At 52.9% G+C, this 19974-nt stretch carries 15 protein-coding genes and 1 riboswitch; of the genes, 1 reads left to right on the top strand and 14 read right to left on the bottom strand.

Features of this window, described 5'->3' with window-relative positions:
• Positions 1 to 7 precede the first annotated feature (7 nt).
• The 7 genes from ACI1P2_RS20760 to ACI1P2_RS20790 all read right to left on the bottom strand — a co-directional run bounded on the left by ACI1P2_RS20760 (position 8) and on the right by ACI1P2_RS20790 (position 7174).
• Positions 8 to 844 (bottom strand): MetQ/NlpA family ABC transporter substrate-binding protein, encoded by an 837-nt coding sequence (locus tag ACI1P2_RS20760; protein WP_355322214.1) that lies wholly within the window; start codon positions 842 to 844, stop codon positions 8 to 10.
• Between the two features lie 69 nt (positions 845 to 913).
• Positions 914 to 1582, bottom strand: coding sequence for a methionine ABC transporter permease (locus ACI1P2_RS20765; protein ID WP_355322216.1), 669 nt, complete (start codon positions 1580 to 1582; stop codon positions 914 to 916).
• Positions 1582 to 2598, bottom strand: a complete 1017-nt coding sequence (locus ACI1P2_RS20770) for a methionine ABC transporter ATP-binding protein (RefSeq protein WP_355322218.1) — start codon at positions 2596 to 2598, stop codon at positions 1582 to 1584. The genes ACI1P2_RS20765 and ACI1P2_RS20770 overlap by 1 nt, the downstream gene beginning before the upstream one ends.
• 123 nt (positions 2599 to 2721) lie before the next feature.
• A riboswitch (SAM riboswitch) is annotated at positions 2722 to 2864 on the bottom strand.
• 169 nt (positions 2865 to 3033) lie between these two features.
• A complete protein-coding gene (locus ACI1P2_RS20775; protein ID WP_355322220.1) occupies positions 3034 to 3753 on the bottom strand; it encodes a Cthe_2314 family HEPN domain-containing protein in 720 nt (239 codons plus the stop codon).
• Positions 3754 to 3800: 47 nt separating this feature from the next.
• Positions 3801 to 5567 carry a UbiD family decarboxylase gene (locus ACI1P2_RS20780; RefSeq protein WP_355322222.1) on the bottom strand — a complete coding sequence of 589 codons (1767 nt, stop codon included), beginning with the start codon at positions 5565 to 5567 and terminating at the stop codon, positions 3801 to 3803.
• A gap of 168 nt (positions 5568 to 5735) precedes the next feature.
• Positions 5736 to 6659 carry a COX15/CtaA family protein gene (locus tag ACI1P2_RS20785; RefSeq protein ID WP_355322224.1) on the bottom strand — a complete coding sequence of 308 codons (924 nt, stop codon included), beginning with the start codon at positions 6657 to 6659 and terminating at the stop codon, positions 5736 to 5738.
• Between the two features lie 170 nt (positions 6660 to 6829).
• Positions 6830 to 7174, bottom strand: a complete 345-nt coding sequence (locus ACI1P2_RS20790) for a thioredoxin family protein (RefSeq protein ID WP_355322226.1) — start codon at positions 7172 to 7174, stop codon at positions 6830 to 6832.
• Positions 7175 to 7536: 362 nt separating this feature from the next.
• On the opposite strand from ACI1P2_RS20790, the gene ACI1P2_RS20795 reads away from it, so the two are divergent.
• The gene (locus ACI1P2_RS20795; protein ID WP_355322228.1) at positions 7537 to 8796 is read left to right on the top strand and encodes a DUF2515 family protein; all 1260 of its coding nucleotides are present in this window, start codon (positions 7537 to 7539) and stop codon (positions 8794 to 8796) included.
• A 6-nt stretch (positions 8797 to 8802) separates the two neighbouring features.
• On the opposite strand, the gene ACI1P2_RS20800 is transcribed toward ACI1P2_RS20795, so the two are convergent.
• The 7 genes from ACI1P2_RS20800 to ACI1P2_RS20830 form a co-directional block, all read right to left on the bottom strand.
• Entirely contained in the window at positions 8803 to 10440 is a 1638-nt protein-coding gene (locus ACI1P2_RS20800) for a putative polysaccharide biosynthesis protein (RefSeq protein ID WP_355322230.1), read from the bottom strand.
• 24 nt (positions 10441 to 10464) lie between these two features.
• A complete protein-coding gene (locus ACI1P2_RS20805) occupies positions 10465 to 10944 on the bottom strand; it encodes a DUF456 domain-containing protein (protein WP_355322232.1) in 480 nt (159 codons plus the stop codon).
• Positions 10945 to 11041: 97 nt separating this feature from the next.
• On the bottom strand, positions 11042 to 11779 hold the full coding sequence (locus ACI1P2_RS20810) for a Cof-type HAD-IIB family hydrolase (protein WP_355322234.1): 738 nt from the start codon (positions 11777 to 11779) through the stop codon (positions 11042 to 11044).
• A gap of 161 nt (positions 11780 to 11940) precedes the next feature.
• Positions 11941 to 14016 carry a peptidoglycan D,D-transpeptidase FtsI family protein gene (locus ACI1P2_RS20815; protein WP_408976289.1) on the bottom strand — a complete coding sequence of 692 codons (2076 nt, stop codon included), beginning with the start codon at positions 14014 to 14016 and terminating at the stop codon, positions 11941 to 11943.
• A gap of 220 nt (positions 14017 to 14236) precedes the next feature.
• Positions 14237 to 16555, bottom strand: coding sequence for a glycoside hydrolase family 3 N-terminal domain-containing protein (locus tag ACI1P2_RS20820; protein WP_355322236.1), 2319 nt, complete (start codon positions 16553 to 16555; stop codon positions 14237 to 14239).
• Between the two features lie 18 nt (positions 16556 to 16573).
• Positions 16574 to 18172, bottom strand: coding sequence for a response regulator transcription factor (locus ACI1P2_RS20825; RefSeq protein WP_355322238.1), 1599 nt, complete (start codon positions 18170 to 18172; stop codon positions 16574 to 16576).
• The gene (locus ACI1P2_RS20830) at positions 18120 to 19949 is read right to left on the bottom strand and encodes a sensor histidine kinase (protein WP_355322240.1); all 1830 of its coding nucleotides are present in this window, start codon (positions 19947 to 19949) and stop codon (positions 18120 to 18122) included. The genes ACI1P2_RS20825 and ACI1P2_RS20830 overlap by 53 nt, the downstream gene beginning before the upstream one ends.
• Between the last annotated feature and the right edge of the window lie 25 nt (positions 19950 to 19974).

A 19974-nucleotide genomic window follows, 5' to 3' on the forward strand; every position in this document is an offset into this window, starting at 1 on the left:
GTTTTATTTAAAATGCAGGGACGATAGCTCCCTTGTATTTATCTTCAATAAACTTCTTGACTGCGTCGGATTGCAGTGCTTTGGCCAACAGCTGAATGCCTTCGGAGTCCTTGTTGTCCGGACGGGCTACCAGCAAGTTCGCATACGGGGAATCCTTGTCTTCGATGAACAGGGCGTCCTTCGTCGGATTCAGATTGGCTTCCAGCGCATAGTTCGTGTTAATGACCGCCAGATCCAGGTCAGGCAGCTGGCGCGGCAGGATAGCCGCATCCGCTTCACGGATGTCCAGGTTTTTCGGATTGGCAGTGATATCGGCGAGGGTAGAATTGATGTCCGTATTGTCTTTCAATGTGATCAGACCTTGCTTGGCCAGCAGCATCAGAGCACGGCCACCGTTGGTGGCATCGTTCGGAATACCTACAATCGCGCTGTCAGGGATTTCATCCACTGATTTGTATTTTTGCGAATACGCCCCCATTGGTTCAACGTGCACCGGAACTACAGGCACCAGATTCATTTTGCGTGCTTTGTTCTCGCTGTCCAGATACGGTTGATGCTGGAAAAAGTTCGCATCCAGCTGCTTGTCGAACAGCTGCACGTTCGGCTGCACATAATCGTTAAAAGTAACAACTTGCAGACGTACGCCCTGCTTTTCCAGTTCAGGCTTGATCGCTTCAAGAATCTCGGCATGAGGAACGGCGGATGCGCCGACCTTCAACTCAATGCTGCGCGGTGTTCCCGGATTATTGTCTGCGGCTGCTCCAGAATTTGTCTTAGCGTTCCCACAGGCGCCCAAAATCAGCAGCAATGCAAGGCTTAACAAAGCAAATGACCATTTTTTCATAACATGTACCCCTCCAAAATTTATTTTTAAAAGATTGGGTAAAAATAAGGATCTATATATAATGTTTCCTTATTTCCTTGTATAATGCCGTACCAGACGGTCACCCGCCATTTGCAGCACCTGCACCAGCACAACCATGAGCACAACGGCAACGATCATGACGGCCGTATCGTAGCGGTAATAACCGTAGTTGATCGCCAGCGCACCCAAGCCGCCGCCGCCGATCATACCGGACATGGCCGTATAGGACACGAGTGTGACAATCGTAATCGTTAATGCGGCGAGCAGACCCGGTCTTGCTTCACGGAGCAGCACCCGGAAGATGATCTGCCCGGTCGAGGCTCCCATTGCGTGAGCCGCCTCAATGACGCCCCGGTCCACCTCACGCAGGGAGGTCTCGACAAGCCTTGCGAAAAACGGCGCCGCCCCGATCACCAGCGGAGGAATCGTGCCGGTCACGCCAATGGAGGTACCGACGAGCAGCCTCGTTACAGGAATCAGTGCCACGATCAGAATGATAAACGGCACCGATCTCAGTATATTAACGATAAATGACAGTACGGTGTAGATTACCTTCATCAGGGCAAGTGACGAACGGCTGGACAGGAACAGCACAACACCGAGCGGCAATCCCAGAATCAGCGTGAACAGCCCGGATATGAGCAGCATTTGGATCGTATCCAGCGTTGAACTACCGATCTCATTCCAGTTAATTTGCGAAAAATCGAGCCCATCCATCAGCCGATCACCTCCACATCAAGCCCCTGTGCCGACAATTCCTGCATCGTCTCCCGGATCGCCTTATCGTCTCCCTCAAAGCGTACGGTAAGCAATCCGTAGGGCACATTTTTCAGCGTGGAGATCGTGCCCTGCAGGATGGCAAAATCCACACCGGTCTGGCGGACCGTCCGTGATAAAATCGATTCATAGGTTTTGTCGCCCAGGAACGAAATTTTAACGGTCTGTGAGGAGGCCGGGTTAGGTGCGGCAATCGCTGCCTGCAGCTCTTCTCCCTGGTCCGTCTCCCTCATAATGAATTCCCTTGTCACCGGATGCTGCGGCTTGATAAAGACTTCAGCCACCGGGCCCTGCTCTACGATTCCGCCTTCATGGATAACGGCGACGCGGTCGCAGATCCGCTGTATCACATGCATCTCATGCGTAATCAGCACGATGGTCAGATTGAAGCGCTGATTAATATCCAGCAGCAGCTTCAGAATAGAATCCGTCGTCTGCGGGTCGAGCGCCGACGTGGCCTCATCGCACAGCAGCACGTCCGGATCGCTGGCAAGTGCACGGGCTATGCCGACGCGCTGCTTCTGGCCGCCTGACAGTTGTGCCGGATATTTGTTGGCATGCTGCTCCAGCCCGACAAGTGCGAGCAGCTCTTTCACCTTCTTGTCGATATTCGCTTTCGGCCTGCTGTCCAGACGAAGCGGAAATGCGATATTGTCATATACCGTCGCGGATGACAGCAGGTTGAAATGCTGAAAAATCATCCCGATTTTACGCCTTCTGGCCTGCAGCTGCTTCCGGTTAAGGCCGGTCATGTTCACTCCGTCGATCCACACCTCGCCCGAGCTTGGACGCTCCAACAAATTGATGCAGCGGATCAGCGTGCTTTTTCCTGCCCCGGAGTGGCCGATAATGCCGAAAATTTCACCTTTGCCGATCGATAAGTTCAGGTTGGACAATGCAGGTGTCTTCCGGCTGCCTTTGCCATAAAATTTTGTTAGCTTCTTGATTTCAATCAAGTTGGTACGTCCCCCTTCTCTTCCTTTTACCCCTTCCCGCCGGATCTGTCTCTATTTTGTCCAATTAAAGCAAAGAGCCCTTTTCGCAAATGAAAAGGGCTCCTGCTATGCAGCAAAATCCGGTTCTCATCTGCCAATACTACTTAATCATAGTGGTATTGTTGGAATTAGCACCATGACGCTGCCCTCTAAGCGTGTAATAACGCCGGGGTGCAGCCGGTTGCCGGGCTTCATCGGGCCAGTCCCTCCGCCTCTCTCGATAAGAGATATATAGTTGTTTCAATTAATTTAAGTTTGGAATACTAGAGTCCTCATAAAGCTGACATTAAACTAGATTTCAGTATAGATACTTTACATGGCTTTGTCAAAGGTATTTTTGCGAAAACATTCGGAAAAATTTCTGGCAGTTACAAAGAATGGCTGCATCCTGCGACTTTATTTACTCGCTGAATGTCTTTCCCACTGCTGATTCGTATATTCGAACGCTTCCGCTACCGACCGGCATACCATGTCCAGACCCTGCCGCAGATCATCAAGATGCTCGTCCAGATCCTCAAGCTTGATTTTCCCGTACAAAGCCCGCTGCTTTTGCCACAGATCATCCTGCATTTCCACGTTCATGTAGTGCACTTCCGTATTTCTGCGTTTGCGCAGTCGCCCAAGCGGCTCCCTGAAGCGGTCCTTAAGCTCAAACAAAGAATCAGCAAGCCTGTCGTGGATTTTCAAATACCGGAACTGCCGCAGCACGGTAAAGTAGGAATAATGAGCCTTCACCCTGGAAGTATTCATATCGTAAAAGTCGTTCAGCAGATTGCCAAGCTTGTCCAGCATGGAGAACACCCGGATAAACCCGTTTTTGTAAAAATACACATAACGTTCATAATCCGCACGCTCCTGCTCGCTCATTTCCTCGGAAAACTCTGCGTGTACCCTCTTACGGAAAAATGCCGCGGCGAACGCGCTCTCTTCCAGCTCGGTCAGGGAGGAGATCAGCCCAAGCGTCAATATTTCGGCCTTGCGGAAATCAAATGTCGGATCCCCGCTTTGCTCCATCTGGCGCTGCAGCAAGCCCAGCGTCCGCTTCATGTTGTTCATCGCCTGCAGCAGTATTCCATTATCCTGCCTTGGCGGTTCTCCCAAAAGCTCACGCAGCATATGCTCAACCTCCCAGTGTCTGTTCCTGCTTATGACTCAGAAACCCATTAGAAACCGTAGCTCTTCCAGCGTTCATCCACCAGGCGGACAATGTCCTCACGCGGCAGTACCTCATCCGGGTAGCCTGGCTTCATGCGCGCATCCACTACGATCGGCAGCTTGTAATTCAAATGATGCAGCTTGACTTCATGATCGGCAAACATATCCGTTGCCGGATTGAAGCGGGTAAATACCGTCCACAGGAAGGAGGCCTGTGACTTAACCACCTCTTCGGCGTTATCCACAATAAACACCAGCGGCCACTTTTGCTCCATGCCTGACATTCGCTGCAGCACCTGGGCAGGCAGCTCAGGATTCTGCTCATAGGAGGCGCCGGAGATGACAAGGCACCCGCCACAATAAGGCTCAATACGGGTGATGCCCGGCAGGTCTCCGCCCTCATACAACCGCGGCAGCTCACGCACCGGCTCGCCGACGCCCATCAGCACAGCCTTGCTGCCATGGTTAAGCTTGCGCCCCGTATAATCAAGCGTATCATGCGAGGTATGATTGATTATGAACAAATCCTGTGCCGGATTGAAGCGCTCCAGAATCGTCTCCAGCAGCACCGTAAAATTCGACAGGTCCAGCGGTTTGTCCGTCAGCATCAGGAACTTGGTCAGCGACAGCTGCCCTTGCCCCAGGATCGTAAAGGCGGAAACAAGCGCCTCGCGCGAGTAGCTTTCGCGTACAACCGCGGCAGCCAGTGCATGAACCCCCGTCTCCGCGTAGGCCCATAAAGAGCGCACGGCCGGCATGACAAGCGGATAAGCCGGTGACAGCAGACGCTGCAGGAATTCACCGAGGTAATAATCCTCCTGGCGCGGCTTGCCTACAATCGTCGCCGGATAGATGGCGTCCTTGCGGTGATGCATATGCTTGACATGAAATACCGGGAAATCATGCTTTAACGAATAATAGCCGAAATGGTCTCCGAACGGTCCTTCCGGACGGCGATCATGCGGAGGCACGTAACCGCTGATGGCAAATTCAGCCTCTGCAGGAATACGGTGTCCGCCCAACGGATCTTCCGCCATCGGCAGCTTGCCGCCCATAATCAGCGACGCGAGCATCAGCTCAGGCAGATTCTCGGGAGCGGGGGCAATCGCCGAAGCGATCAACGCAGGTGGACCGCCCAGGAAGATCGTGACAGGCAGCGGCTCGTTGCGCTGCTCCGCTTCATGATAGTGAAAGCCGCCTCCTTTATGAATCTGCCAATGGATTCCCGTTGTGGAGTCATCATAGATCTGAATCCGGTACATACCCAGGTTATGGTCTTTAGGCTGGCCGGGCTTCTCGGTGTACACGAGAGGAAGCGTAATGAACGGACCGCCATCCTCATGCCAGCTTGTGACACGCGGCAGCGGCGCAAGCGGTGCCTCTGTTCTCTGCACACCCAGGACAGGGGCTTCTGCGGAGGAGACCGTTTTTAACCCTACCTTAATCATGTCCCCGATCAGCCCCCGTTCATTCCACAACGCTTTCGGAGTGGGCGGAAGCAGCGTCTTCGTTGCATTGACAATCGTCTTCATCAGCTGCTCAGGACGGGGGCCGAAGGCCATATCCACACGCCGGTCGGTGCCGAACAGATTGGTGACGACGGGAAACGGCGTTCCTTTCACGTTGGTAAAGAGCAGAGCCTTGCCCTCCTGCTCAATCACCCGGCGGTGAATCTCCGCCAGCTCAAGATAAGGATCAACTGGTGCTTCAATGATATGCAGGTCATTCTCTTTGCGCAGCGCTTCAACAAACTGCCGCAGATTCTGATAGATCACGGGTATGTAGTCCTCCTATATTGAAAGCCGCCGCAGGTGCTGGGGCAGGCCGGTGATATCAAGCCTTAACCAAAACAAAGTCCTCGAGCAGCTCGCGGACTTTGCTTGTTCTGATCTTATTATAGGGGTTTACCCGCTTTTGGGCAAAACCGGATATTGCAGTTTTGTTTAAGTGCGTTGAAGGGAAGCGTTCCGCAGCGCCATTTTCTCCGGCGACAGCTGCCATACCCGGAAGCTCATGTAGCACAACACGGCAAACAGCGCTGCAATGATTACCATATGCGACAATACGACAAACATGTACAGCTCCGGTCTTCCCGCCGTATAAAGCAGGGCAATTCCCACAACAATCTGCAGGGCAATGAGGATAACGGAAGTTACGCCAAGAGCGCGGATATCGCCATGATCCGGATGCTTGCGATACGCGAAATGACCGACGGCCAGAATAACAACGAACAGGATGCCAGCTGCAATCTGGTGCAGCGATAACGGCGCAATCCCCAAGAAGGAGTTAATGCGGTTCTCGGTAGAGTGACTCAGGAACGCCCCTGTATATACTGCAATGTAAGTATAGACGGTTGACGCCCAGATGAAATTGCGGAAGCCGCGCGAGACAGGCTTCTTCTCATGACGCTGCACACGGCGGAAGTCACGATCCTCCTGCCAGGCGCCCAGCGTCATCATTGACGCGCTCGCAAAGGCAATCAGGGAAAATCCGAAATGGAGCGCCATCACCGCGGCGGACTGGGAGAACACGACGGCCAGCGCCCCCATCATCCCCTGAATAATCACAAAGGCCAGTGTCATGAATGAGAAAAACTGAAGATCACGGCGCTTTTTGAAATAGATCATAAACCCAACAAAGGTGGCAATGGACAGTAGCCCAGCCAATCCGCTGACCGAGCGGTGTGAAAATTCGATGACAGAAGCGATCGTATGAGCCGGAACAAACTTGCCGTTGCAGGTTGGCCATTCCCTGCCGCAGCCCAAGCCGGAATCGGTCCGTGTCACCACTCCGCCGCCAAAGGTTGCCAAAAACATGACAATACAGGTCGCCAGGGCCAGCCATTTTAAAATCCGTGTACTTTTCACTCTATCTCACCTGTTTTCATATATTTTACTTGAGATCATCTCGCTTAATAAAAATTATAACTGATACATACATCATTGACATAAATGCTTTGTGACAAAATGTTAACGTCTCCGGAAAGCAAAAAAACGCCCCCCTTGAATAACAAGGGAGACGTTCCGCCTGGATCGGCTTATGCTTTCAATGCGGTGTGGACTTCAACGGCCCGGTCGAGAAACTGTTCAATTTCCGCGCGGGATTTGCGCAATCTGTTCACAAGCCGCACCACTTCTTTGCCGTTGCTGAAGGCGATGAAGCTCGGAATGCCAAGCACGTTATGGGCTTCGCTGACTCCCTCCGCTTCCTCGACATCAACCTGGATCAGCTTCAAAGCATCAGCGTATTTCTCTTCCACATCCGGCATGAACGGATCTATAAATTTGCAGTCACCGCACCAGTCAGCCTTAAATACGGCCACCGTCAGCCCGGGAGCCTGCACTGCCTGATCGAATTCCGCCTTATTTCTGATTTGCTGCATATAACACACCATCCCTTCGAATCAATATATGAATCAGCCATCAAGGATTGTTAAAACCGAAGCTTGTCTTTATTCTAACCCGAAAAATGGTTTTTGCACAGCACCTGCGATTTCGGTTGGAACTCCGGCTCCCGAGCCATACTGAATAAAAAAGACTAAATGTGCGTGTTCAAAAAGTCAGGTTTTTAGCACCAAGAAGGTTGGATGAAGCTAGGGACTGAGGAGCGGAGCGTACAGGGGGTACGTGAGCACCGGAAGGCCCGGCTGAATTCAAGATTCGATGTCGAGTCCGCTTCCTGACTTACTTCGTGATCAAAAGATGACTTTTTGAACAACCTCTATATGAAAGGAGGAAAGGCATTATGCGGGACGACTGGCTGCGCACAGGCATGCGCCTGCTTGGAACGCTGCCCCGTACGGCCGGGGATGCGCTGAGAGGCAAATATGCGGCCTGGAAAGCCTCAAACAAGCTCCGCCATCCGCTGCGGGAACTGCCGTGGAACGCAGGCTCCGCCGCAGCGGCCCTGGCGGAAGCGGAACGCATGCTTTCCATGAGCGGGCGAAGCATGCGCGCACAGGTTGAAGACACATTGCATTCCGAGGAAGACCGGGAGCTTGTGGAACATATACACAGCGAGACCGCCAAGCATAACCGCAGCAATGTTACGCGGACAGCCGCATATCTGGAGTGCTATAACAGCTGCCCGGAGCTGCATTGGGCTCTGCTGGCCCACATGGTATCCCGCAATGGCGGTTATAACATGACCGATTTGAAGGGCGGCCTGATGGCAGACCTCGTGACAGGCAAAGAAAAAGATTGGACCTACCGCCTGCTTGAGCGATGCAATGCCCTTATTTTTCAGGACGCGTATCCCCAACTGCTGCTGTACGCGCACAGCCGCCGGCTTGGGCGCAGCTGCTTCCATCTGCTGCCTTTCTTCCACGTCTCTGCTTTCATGAGCCCGTTCTGGGAACGGTTTTGGACGCTGCGGGACAGTCCGCTTCTGACTGTCGCGCTCATCATTAACGAACAGCACTATATCGAGGGGCGAGTTATGCGCAACCCTTACTTCAGGAAACACGTTACCCGCAGCACTACATTTCGCATGCACAATTGGCTTCAGCTGAACCAGGTTGTATTTCCGCTTGGTCAGGACAGCGGGCTTGCCGGGCTCATCATCGAGCAATTCGCTGATTTGGGCGAGCGCATCGCCTTGGGCAAATGCCTGTATGCCCTGCTGTTCGGTTACGAGCAGGTGCTGACCCGGACCCTTTCTTTCGCCCGCAAGGTGCCGCACAGAGGCTCGCGCAGCGAATACTGGCCTGGCATCTTTACGCCTGACATCGAAAAAGCGCTGCACTCTCCCCACGAGAGCGCAACGCTTCATAGCAGTGAATGGCCTGCTTTAGGACGCAAATTATACAGTCCGGCGCTGGAGCAGGTCTGGTCAGACACTCCGTACGAACCCATTCCAAGGTATGACTGGTTCGAGGGATACCTGAATCCGTCATATCTGAGCAAACCGCGGCGGCCATTTTTGTTCGAAATGACCCATGAGCACAAATTCGGCATTCTGAAGACTGCCACCGGCCATGATGCGGAAGCACTTCTATTTCAATGAAGAATATTATCCCCGCTGCCCGGATGATCCAGGCTGAAGGCGCATCAGCGGGCGCAGCACTCTTTGCATGACCCGGGGATAGCTGCCCAGCTCGTCCCGGCGCAGCACGCGCAGCAGAACAAGCAAAACGAGGTAGGAGATGACAACGGTCAGCCCGGATAGAATGCAGGCTGCGAAAAAAACGATTCTGGACGGCGCCGCTCCCGCCACTGCCAGAACGAGCGAATTAACACCATACCCGGCGGCGCCTGCCACAAGCACGGTCAGGATAAAGCCTATCCATCTGCCACCCAGGATCGAGAACGAAACTACCTTTTTCAATACACGCAGATTCAGATAGGTAATAGTCAGGAAACAGAGGGCTGTAGCCGCAATAATGCCATAAATGCCGTAGATTCCGAACCATGTCGCCAGTATCCAGCTGGCCGCCAGTTTAACGATCAATCCGGCAGCGACGCTGATCATGGAGATATTCGGCTTGCCGATGCCGATGATAATGGAGTTGGTCGTCATCATCGTAATCTGGAATATCGTTCCAAAGGTCAGTGCAGCGATAATACCGCTTCCGTTGAGTGAGCTGAACAGCAGCCCGTTCACTGAATAAGCTGCAGCGCAAAGCGCAATGACAATCGGCATGCCTGTCAGAATCGAGATGCGCAGCGCGGATGTGATCTGATTGCGCAGATGATCACTGTCCTTGCGCGCAAAGGCCGCGGAAATAATCGGCAGCAGCGACTGGCTGAGCGCAATGGCGAGGATCGGCGGGATGCCCGCGATGCTCTGCGCCCGGTTGCCCAGGATACCCAGCGTTTCCGTTGCAGCTGCTTCACCGATCTTGTCAAGCAGCAATGTCTTGACGATCGAGGTGTCGATAAAGTTAACCGCTGGAACGGCAAGGGAAGAGAGCACGATCGGGATGGAGAGCGTAAAGATGCTCTTATAAATTTGCAGCAGCGGCACCTGTTCCGACAGCGGCTCGCTGATTCGGTTCGCCGCATCGGACCGGCGCATCTTAAACGTATAGTACAGCATGACCGCAAACGCCCCGATGCTGCCGAACACGCCGCCAAAAGAAGCCCCAGCCGCGACCTGTGTATCCGAATAGCCGGCCTGCAGCAGGAAATAAGCCAGCAGAATCGCTATTCCGACGCGGGCAAACTGCTCCACGATCTGCGATACGCCCCCTGCTGTCATGTTGCCTCTGCCCTGAAAATACCCACGCATCATTGCAATTGTCGGAAACAGTAGCAAGGCCGGCGCCAGCGCTTGGATCGACAGCGCCGCTTCCGGCGTCTTGGCGATATGCTGTGCATAAAATGGTGCGCCGAAATACAGCAATACCGTAATGACGATGCCGGCGCCGGCCGCAAAAATGAGAGCCGCCTGATACACGCGGCGTGCCTCCTGCGGCTTGTTCAGCGCATAACGCTCGGACACCATTTTACTGAGCGTGCTTGGTATGCCGGCTGTTGCAACCGTGAGCAGCATGAGGTATACGCTGTTCGCTATCGAGAACGACGCGTCCCCGATGTCTCCGAGCAGATGCTCCAGCGGAACCCGCTGCACGAGCCCCAGCACCCGGGCCACCAAGGCTGCCGCCGCCAATATCAATGTGCCTTTAATAAAGCTTTCCTTCTTGGACAATGTATGTTCCCTTCCAACCGTAATTTAGAATATATAAATCAGGAATACGACAATCATCACGAGCTGTAAAATAAACTTCATCACGGTGCTGGTGAACAAGCCGACGAGCGAGCCGAATCCGACCTTGACCGCTTTATCCAGTGGCTGGCGATTGATAAGCTCCCCTAGCACGGCACCGATAAACGGCCCGAGAATAAGCCCGAAGGCCGGGATGACAAAGGGACCGATAATCACGCCGACTGTACTCAGCACGGTGGACAGCTTTGAGCCTCCGAACTTGTTCACTCCCCAAGCATTTACAATATAATCCGCCACAAAGAGGACAACAACGATCAAAGTTTGGATAATCCAGAACCAGACGGTAAAGGATGAAAAGCTGAAAAACCATCCATAGACAAAAAACGCAAAATAAATCGCCAGTGCGCCCGGAAGAACCGGGTATACCGCTCCCGCCATCCCGATGACAAACAACGCGATAACAAGCACCCAACCGAGGATATCCATGGCTGCCTCCGTTTCTTTTCAATATTAGAGCTTCGGTGCTGGAAAACCTGACTTTTTGAACACGCACTATTAATAGCCCGCCGTTCTTAGGGCAGGATCAGACGAGAATATGGTCGCGGATGACTTCTACAATGCCGTCATCGTTATTGCTGGCCACAACCAGGTCCGCAGCTTCCTTTACCGTTTGCTGAGCATTGCCCATCGCCACACCAAGGCCGACCGCCTGGATGACGGCCAGATCGTTAAGGCTGTCGCCGACCGCGACGACTTCATCCATCGTAATGCCGAGCAGACCACATACTTCCTTAACGCCACTTTCCTTCGAGATGCCTTGCGGGTTGATCTCCAGATTGGTAGGGGAGGAGTTGGTGATCTCAAGTCCGCCCAGATTTTGCAGCTTGATCAGAATTTCATGCCGGATATCATCATTTTCCGTGTTATACCCGAATTTAAGCCATTCGAATTCATCCAGTGAATCCGGCCATTTCTCTGTATTAAACAGCCCTTCGGTGGTATAAGCCCAGAACCAGGAATCCGCCTCGTCCGCTATTGTCTTCATCTGGCGGATCAGCTCCTTATCCAGCAGATGGCGGCGCCACAGCTCGCGGGGTGATTTCCATACCTCGCCGCCGTTCACCGTGACCATCGGCGTTTCCAGTCCCAGCTCCTGTCCGTATGGCAGGGCGCTTGATGCCGCTCTGCCTGTCGACAGACAGACGTGAATGCCCTCCTGCATCGCTTTATGAATCCAGTTGGTCGTTTCCAGTGAAATTTCGTGGTTATCATTCAGCAGTGTGCCATCCATATCCAGTGCAAGCAGCTTGTATTTTCCCATGGTCCCTCTCCTCCTGTATGTCCGGTATGTATCTATATCTCTTCTTATGTTAGGCTTTGCAGCCCAACGACATTTTACCACATTTGAAAAGAAGCTCAAAAGAAAAAAGCTTCCCGCCCTTGGACACGAATGGGGGGACGCTCTTTAATGATCATGCCGGTTCAGGGCTGCTGCTGTTCATTTTGTGCATCCTGGTCTGTCTTCTTGGGCACACCATCGAGCCCGTATACGTCATCGTAAGCCTCGAAGATTTTGCGTGCTACAGGGGCTGCGCTTGTAGCGCCAAATCCCCCTTCCGGAATAACAACCGCTACCGCCAGCTTGGGATTATTGCGCGGAGCAAAGGCAATAAATACACCGTTATCCACCATTCCTTTTCCTTTAACCCACTGCTCTGAGGTGCCAGTCTTGCGGGCAAAATCATAAGGAAATCCGTTAAATGCCGCCACTTTAGTGTTCATGCCGCGAATGACTTCATTCCAATAAGCATCAGGAAAATCCACATCATTAAGCACCTTGGGCTTGATGGTCCGCACCACATTGCCATCAGCATCCCTGATTTCACTCACAAGATGCGGCTCCATTCGCTTCCCTTTGCTCGCAATGGTTGCGGCGTATTGTGCCAGCTGCAGCGTGGTATATTTACCCTGCTGCCCGAACGAACCCTGCACCATGCGTGTCAGCACGCTCTCTTCCTCATATTTGTATTCAAGCGTTCCGAGATACTCGCGCGGCAGATCCACACCAGTAGATACGCCCAATCCGAACTGCTTCATATATTGGTCCCAGACCGTAATAGCCTCTGAACCGTATTGGCCGTACAGCTTTTTGCCGATCATATCAACCATAAACGTATTGGAGGATACCTCGATGGCTCTAGCCGGACTCAATGGGCCGTAGGCATGCCTGCCCGAGTTACCTACACGGGAAGAGTTGTTCCGGCCATAATAAGCAGAGCCGTTATCGTAGTAGGTGTCCCACGTTGTAAACAGCCTCTCTTCCAAGCCGATCAACACGGACAGCGGCTTGATCGTGGAACCGAGCAGCAGCACCGATTCAGGATGATCGCCTGGCCGATACGCTTTCACCGGTCTAATGGTGCCGTTCGTGTACATAGGCTCTATTTCGTCCATAACACTTGGAGCAACTCCTCCAGTCTGCCATACATTCGTGTCATAATCCGGCATGCTCGCCATCGCCACCACATTGCCGGTCTCTACCTCCATGGCGACTGCATAACCTGTCACCGCATCCCTGTGAACCTTGCCTGACACGGCATGGGTCTGCAAATATCGCAGCTGATCCTGAATCGCCTGCTCTGTCTTCAATTGGATTTCTTTATGGATGGTTGAATAGATATTATGGCCTTTTTCGGGCGGTGTGATCGATTCGATCCCATCCGGCAGATTACGCGGATTGATGGTCACGGTTTTAAAGCCGTTTTTGCCGCGCAGCTCATCCTGATACTGCAGCTCCAACCCGTCATAACCCACCGTTTCCTCTTCTTGATACACCCGGCCCGGATTATTCTGGGAATCCGTTTTATTATGAATGGCACCATATTTGTCCAGACTCGTGCGTGCGTTCTTGTACCTCCGGATATAACCTACAGCCTGAACAGCCACTGTATCGGGATCATAATGGCGGAGCCCCTCCTCCACGATGTCAATGCCGGGGTAACGTTCCTTGTGCTGAAGGAAATAGGCGACTTCGTCAGGACTTAAACCTGTTTTGATTTTGCGTGGCGTAAAACCGCGGTGTGTCACGTAATTTCTGTCCATTCTCTCCATGATTTCTTTCGCCGTCAGCTTCTCTGCATCTTTGTCCCCATGTTCTGCGAACACTTTCTCAAGATTCCGGCTTAGCGCCTCCAGCTCCGGAAGAATCCGGTCCTCCTTGTCGCGCTTATCCTCCATGGCCTTACTGTAATCCTTCTGCAGAGTCAGATAAAGCGATTGCACAGGGGTGGAATAGGCCAGCCGGTTTTGGCCTGTCGCATCGTAGATCGTCCCCCTGACCGGGGACAGCGGCACATTGCGTGTAGTCGTGCCGGTCTCCTCTTCCTTGAGTTCTTCTCCTTCGACGAACTGCAGAACAGCCAGCCTGACAATCAGGACAGTAAAAAGCAGGAATGAGCAGAAGAAAAAAACGTTCATTCTGGTTATAAACCCTTTTCTCCGTTCTGCTTCGGTTTCTGCTTTTTCGCGCAGCTTCTGCCACAAAGAATGCTTCATCATTAAAAAATCAGCCCCCGATAGCGCACAGTTATCCTAATTTTACCTTATAGCGCTGTCAGGAAATTAACAACGAGATGACAATATTGTAAATAAGCTGGAGACCCTAAATAACACAAAAGAACCTCCGCAGCCGCTTTACGGCGACTGTGGAGGTTCTTGATGAATATGGATTTTATCTCCTCAGACGTATAGATGAGAAATGGCGAGCTTTGCAGGCGTCTTAATCCGCGGTTACCGCCAGCTCAAGCTCCAGTTCGGCCGCAGCCGCAGAGTTCGTGCCAACCATAACTTTAAGCCGGCATGGCTCCAGCGCGAATTCCATGCTCCGGCTCCAGATCGACAGCTTCTCCTCATCCAGCAGAAAAGTAACCGTTCTCGATCCTCCCGGCGCAAGCCATATCTTCTCAAACGCCTTCAGTTCGAGCCTGCGGCGTGTGATACTTGATCCCCCAGCTTGAATGTATAACTGGACCGTCTCGGCCCCGGCAGTTTCCCCTGTATTTTCAATGTCAACGCTGATCTCGAACACTCGTCCCTGCTGCAGCTCCGAAACGGTCAAAGAGGCAGACTGCGCACGGAGATCCGTGTAACGGAAAGTGGTATAGCTCAATCCATACCCGAACGGATATAAAGGCAGCGAGCTTGAATCGGCGTAATGTCTGATCCGGCTCGGCTTTTTCTGATTGTAATAGACTGGCAGCTGACCTACGGCACGCGGCAGCGAAACAGGCAGCTTGCCGCTCGGATTGACCCTGCCGAACAAAATCTCCCCGATCGCCTGGCCACCCTCCGTCCCCGGATACCAGGCGCACAGCAGCGCGCCGCAATGTTCATCAATCGCCGTCAGCTCATGGGGTCTTCCCTGGATCACGATAACGGCAACAGGAGTTCCGGTCGCATGGATCTCCCGCACAAGCCGCTCCTGAATGCCCCCCAGCTTCAAGCTGGCGACATCAACGCCTTCGCCGCAATCCATTTCCGTTGGTGCTCCTTCAGAGATGATGGCCTCGCCGTTGTTATCAAATTCGCCGCCGAACTGGCGGGCACTACTGCCGCCAACAACAAGCACGGCGACATCCGCGTTTCGCGCCGCCTTCACGGCTTCTTCCAGCCCCTCCGTGGATTCGTCGCGAATACCGCAGCCGCGCGCGTATACGATCTCCGTATCGGCGGGCGCCGCCATCCGAATTCCCTGCAGTACGGTCGTGCCTGTTCCTTTGCGCTGCACACTTGTATAATCGCCAAGCTGATTATACAGATTGTCCGCATTCGGGCCGATGACCGCGATGCGGTGAGCATTGGCTTCCAATGGCAGCAGTCCACCCTCATTGCGCAGCAGCACGACAGACTCACGTGCCAACTGCAGATTGACTGTACGCGCGGTATCGCTTTTCACGACAGATGCAGCACGGGTGATGTCCGCATAAGGCTGGTCAAACAGCCCCAGCCTGAACTTGAGCAGCAGCACGCGGGCCACGGCCCGGTCTATGTAAGTCTCCTGGATCAGCCCCTGCTCAACCGCCTGCTGCAAAGTAGTGAAGGCTGTATCCCACAGGCTCAAATCCACACCCGAAGATAGCGCCAGCGCAGCGGCGGCTTCATAGGATTCCGTCAGGGCAAGCAAACGGTCAACGGCCGCCCCGTCAGCCATAACGATTCCGTCAAATCCCCATTCATCACGCAAAATGCCCGTAAGCAGCTTGGCGTTGGCATGGCAGGGGATACCATCGATTTCATTGTAGGCCGCCATACATCCGGCAGCTCCAGCCCGAACGCCGGCTAGCATACCCGGCAGGTGAATCTCGCGCAGCTCGCGCTCGCCAATCGACGTCGGACCGGAGTTCAGTCCTCCTTGCGCTTCGCCCTGTGCACATAAATGTTTCAGCACAGCGGCAACCTTATCCGGCGCTTTCAGATCAGCGGCGTTGGTCCCCTGCATTCCCCGAACCACAGCCTCTGTCATCCGAGCCGCCAGATAAGGGTCTTCCCCGTAGCACTCTTCGGAACGGCCCCATCTCGGTTCATGCAGGATATCAAGCGCCGAGACCAGACCGATGTGGGCCCCCCTGGCGCGGATCTCCGCCGCAACCTGGCTATAAGCGCTTTCAAGCAGAGTCGGGTTCCAAGTGGAGCCTGCGTCCAAATTCACGGGCAGCAGTGTGCCGTCCAGCGCCTGATGTCCATGCGGGCATTCTTCGGACAGCAGCACGGGAATGCCAAGCCTTGAATGCTTGATCACATACCGCTGCACCTCGTTGGCCACCTGTGCATTGTCCAACGTAGGTATGCCATTCGAATAGTTCACTCCCGACCAGGGATCGCTGCGGAACAATCCGTAAAGGGCGCCCATCCCGCCGCCGAAAGCTACCTCCCGCTTAAATTCTTCTGTCAGTTCAATTCCCGTTTCATTGCGCCGGTAAGCATCCCAGCCATACATGTGCTGGTTCAGCTGTCCGACCTTTTCCTTCAGTGTCATCCTGGGCAGAAGATCAGCCGTTCTTTCCTCAGCTGAAAGCGAGCTGTCCTTATACTTTTCCATGCCTTGGTTCCCCCTCCGTCAATGTTTAACGTTCAGTGCCCGGAACTCCTTTGGCGTCATCCCCGTATGCGATTTAAATACAGACACAAAATACTTATATTCCTTATAGCCCACCTTGTCGGCAATCTCAAACACTTTATCATGGGTTGTGGCAAGCAGATGCTTCGCATGGTCAATACGCAGCTCATTCATGTATTCGGTAAAGCTTTTACTGGTGCTCTGCTTAAAAATATAACTAAAATAGCTTGGTGTAATTTTAAGCCAGGCCGCTACCTCAAACGCCTTGAGCTCGTTGCAGTGCTGCTCCTCCATATACTTCTTGGCTTTTTCGACAATCCAATAGGATTTGTCCAGCCCGTTTTTGCTCATAAGCTGCAGCAGATGCAGCATTTCCTCATTCATCAGCGCCTCTAAGCCGTCATAGGAATTATACACATACGGATCGGCAGTTTCCCCGCTTCCATGGTCAAGCTCTGTCAGTCCGCTTTGGCGGAGACGCTGGCGCAGCAGGATGGAAACCTCCTCACAGGCTTTAACCACCTCATGAGGCAAGAAGCTCCTCTCTTTGAAAAAAAGAAACATATCCCGCACAATCCGCTTTACATCTGCAGCGTCCTGCTTGAATAGGGCTGCCACTAATAGCTGCACCCTGGCGGCACTGTTATACTCGAGCATAGTTCTTCCGCTCTCGGCACGCTCCCGCGATTCGGGCAGCAGTACTGCCCTGTCATCCAGGACGTGATAATCCAAAATCCGGCGGGCCTCCATACAGTAATCAGCCGTGTCTTCCAATCTCTCATAAAGGCGGGAAGCGGCGCAGTACAGCCGGACGCCACCCGCCATAGGCCGCACCGCCTCCGCAAGTACCTTTTCCCATTCAGCGCACTCCAGCCTCCTGTCCGCAACGGCCAGGGTGAACAGCAGATTCATGTGATCGAATACGGAAATACTGCGCAAGGAATGCCTTTCAAGACGGCGGCGTACGGCTTGTAGCCATTGCTGCTGGACATCCGTATATTCCCGGTCGGACAATCCTGTGCGCCAGGCGGAGAACCGGTCGATTTGCATTGCAAGGATACGGTACTGTTCGCCTTGCAGATGAGGCGGCAGTTCTTTGTCATAATGAGGAACGCTGCGCACCATATTAGATAACCATAGTGCATCATTCGACAAACGCTGCGTTTCCTCTTTACCGGATTCCACATTTTTTTCATTCCTTATTTCATCCGCGACCTTGCGGACGACGGTAACAAGCTCATCGATATCCACCGGCTTGAGCAAATAATCGGACACGTTCAATCGTACAGCCTGACGGGCATACGCAAAATCTTCGTAACCGCTGATCATGATGACACGCACATGCGGATAGCGCTTCTTTAACTGAGCGGTCAGTTCCAGACCGTCCATTCCCTCCATACGGATATCGGTCAGGAGCAGATCGATGTTGTGTTCCTCCGTCAATTGCAGGGCCTCTTTCCCGTCATACGCTTCACCGGCGACTTCTATGCCGAGCTGCCCCCAGTCTATCGTACAGCGCAGACCCTGACAAATCACAGGTTCATCATCAACGATCAGCATCCTGATCGTCTGTTTCGACACCTCCAGGTTGTTCTTCATGCTCCAGACCTCCTCCGTTCCCGGTAAATGGAATCTTCAGCCGAATCCAGGCCCCTTCTTCATCCGATTGGACCACTTCCAGGCCATAACCCTCTCCGAAATAAATGGACAGCCGTTCATGGATATTATGGATCGCTCCCGTCCTGCCTCCGGAGCCTGTGCTCGTACGGCGCAGCGAGTAGTTCAACGCCTCCAGCTGTGCGGGAGGAAGACCTCTCCCGTTATCCCGCACATCGATCCAAACCTCGCCTTCCTGCTCGTAGCAGCGGACAGATACGGTGTTTACCCTTTTTTTACGGTCGAGACCGTGCTTCAGGAAATTTTCTACTAAAGGCTGAATCGTGGCCTTCAGCGTAATCGCGTTGGTAACCGTCGCTTCGGTATACAGCGTATAGACCAGCTTTTTCCCCAAACGGCGCTGCTGCAAGTACAGGTACGAACGCACAAACTCAAGCTCCTGCCGGATCGTGGTCACATAACTTCCGCTGTTCAGGCTGGAACGAAAAAACTTGGACAGCATTTCAATCAGCTGGCTTGACTGCTCCGCTTTCTCCAGCCGTGCCGTCCAGCGGATCATATCAAGTGTGTTGTACAGAAAATGCGGATCCATCTGGTTCTGCAGCAGCTTGAGCTCCGCTTCCCGTTCACGCAGCTCCAGCTTGTATTTGTGCTCAATCAGTTCGTTGATTGTGACGACCATTTCATTAAATTGGCTGTTTAACTCTGAAATTTCATCATTCGACTCAATGGGCACCCTGGCGCTGAAATCGCCCAGTTTAACCCGGTTGGTCTCCTTCTTCAGCCGTAAAATGGGGCGGATAATCGTATAATGGAAGCCGAACAGAGCAGCGAGGCCAAGCAGCAGTATGGAGCACAGAATCAGGTTCATCGTCCATTTAACGCCGCGCAGCTCATTATCGAGCACGGATTGGGGAACCATCGCCACAACGGTCCAGCCCGTATTTTTCATTTCATGGGAAAAGGTCAAATAGCTGCTATGCTTTAAATTATAGCTGACAAAACCATTTTCTCCCGCTTTAAGCCTGCTCAGCAGTTCAGCGTCCGGCCTGAATCCGTCCGGCAGCGGACTGCCGGTCTGTAAAATGCTTTCACCCTCAGGACCCATTACAAACACACTGCCATTTTCTTTGGCAATGCCGCTTTCCAGCAGCCTGGCTACACTGGATTCATCCATCCTGATCACCAAATGGCCCTGCGGAACCTGGATATCCGTGTAAGAATTGAGCACCCGAAACAGGGAAATCAGGCGGACATTTCCGCTCCAATCACTGTATATAGGGTAACCTTCACTCCAGACAATGCCTCCCTTGCGGAGATCAGCCTTATTCAGCCAGAACTGTTCGCTGCCCCGCACCGGCTCCCCCATTTGAATGGAATTGCCGTTAAAACCGGAAATCGTGATGGATTTAATATAATTTTTGGACATCAGTTGAAACGTAAGGAAATCTTCAATGTTTTGTTTGCGGTTATCCAGCTGTTCTCCGCTTAACGGAGCGTTGATACGCAAAAAATCCCGCATATCCGGGTTCAATATCAAATAATCCGCGATATCCCCCACCATTTTGATTTGCTCCTCAAGCTGATTGGTTACCGTATCCAGACTCACTTTGGTGGCCTGCACGAACTGATCGCGCAGCACCAGTGTAAACCGGTACTGCACAATCACTCCCACGCCAAGGGTCGGAAGAATGATGAAGAGCAAAAAGATAATGAGCGCTTTTTTGGTCAAACCAAAGCTTTTGCGTTTTGCCGCCATAACTTTTCGCCCCCCGAACGCCCGG

The sequence above is a fragment of the Paenibacillus jiangxiensis genome (assembly GCF_046098255.1).
GTDB classification, from domain to species: domain Bacteria; phylum Bacillota; class Bacilli; order Paenibacillales; family Paenibacillaceae; genus Paenibacillus; species Paenibacillus jiagnxiensis.

What these genes read in the sequence shown, in the direction of transcription:
- ACI1P2_RS20815 (WP_408976289.1), bottom strand. Translation starts at nt 14,016, where the DNA reads ATGATGAAGCATTCTTTGTGGCAGAAGCTGCGCGAAAAAGCAGAAACC.
- ACI1P2_RS20775 (WP_355322220.1), bottom strand. Translation starts at nt 3,753, where the DNA reads ATGCTGCGTGAGCTTTTGGGAGAACCGCCAAGGCAGGATAATGGAATA.
- ACI1P2_RS20790 (WP_355322226.1), bottom strand. Translation starts at nt 7,174, where the DNA reads ATGCAGCAAATCAGAAATAAGGCGGAATTCGATCAGGCAGTGCAGGCT.
- ACI1P2_RS20820 (WP_355322236.1), bottom strand. Translation starts at nt 16,555, where the DNA reads ATGGAAAAGTATAAGGACAGCTCGCTTTCAGCTGAGGAAAGAACGGCT.
- ACI1P2_RS20765 (WP_355322216.1), bottom strand. Translation starts at nt 1,582, where the DNA reads ATGGATGGGCTCGATTTTTCGCAAATTAACTGGAATGAGATCGGTAGT.
- ACI1P2_RS20795 (WP_355322228.1), top strand. Translation starts at nt 7,537, where the DNA reads ATGCGGGACGACTGGCTGCGCACAGGCATGCGCCTGCTTGGAACGCTG.
- ACI1P2_RS20810 (WP_355322234.1), bottom strand. Translation starts at nt 11,779, where the DNA reads ATGGGAAAATACAAGCTGCTTGCACTGGATATGGATGGCACACTGCTG.
- ACI1P2_RS20825 (WP_355322238.1), bottom strand. Translation starts at nt 18,172, where the DNA reads ATGAAGAACAACCTGGAGGTGTCGAAACAGACGATCAGGATGCTGATC.
- ACI1P2_RS20805 (WP_355322232.1), bottom strand. Translation starts at nt 10,944, where the DNA reads ATGGATATCCTCGGTTGGGTGCTTGTTATCGCGTTGTTTGTCATCGGG.
- ACI1P2_RS20830 (WP_355322240.1), bottom strand. Translation starts at nt 19,949, where the DNA reads ATGGCGGCAAAACGCAAAAGCTTTGGTTTGACCAAAAAAGCGCTCATT.
- ACI1P2_RS20760 (WP_355322214.1), bottom strand. Translation starts at nt 844, where the DNA reads ATGAAAAAATGGTCATTTGCTTTGTTAAGCCTTGCATTGCTGCTGATT.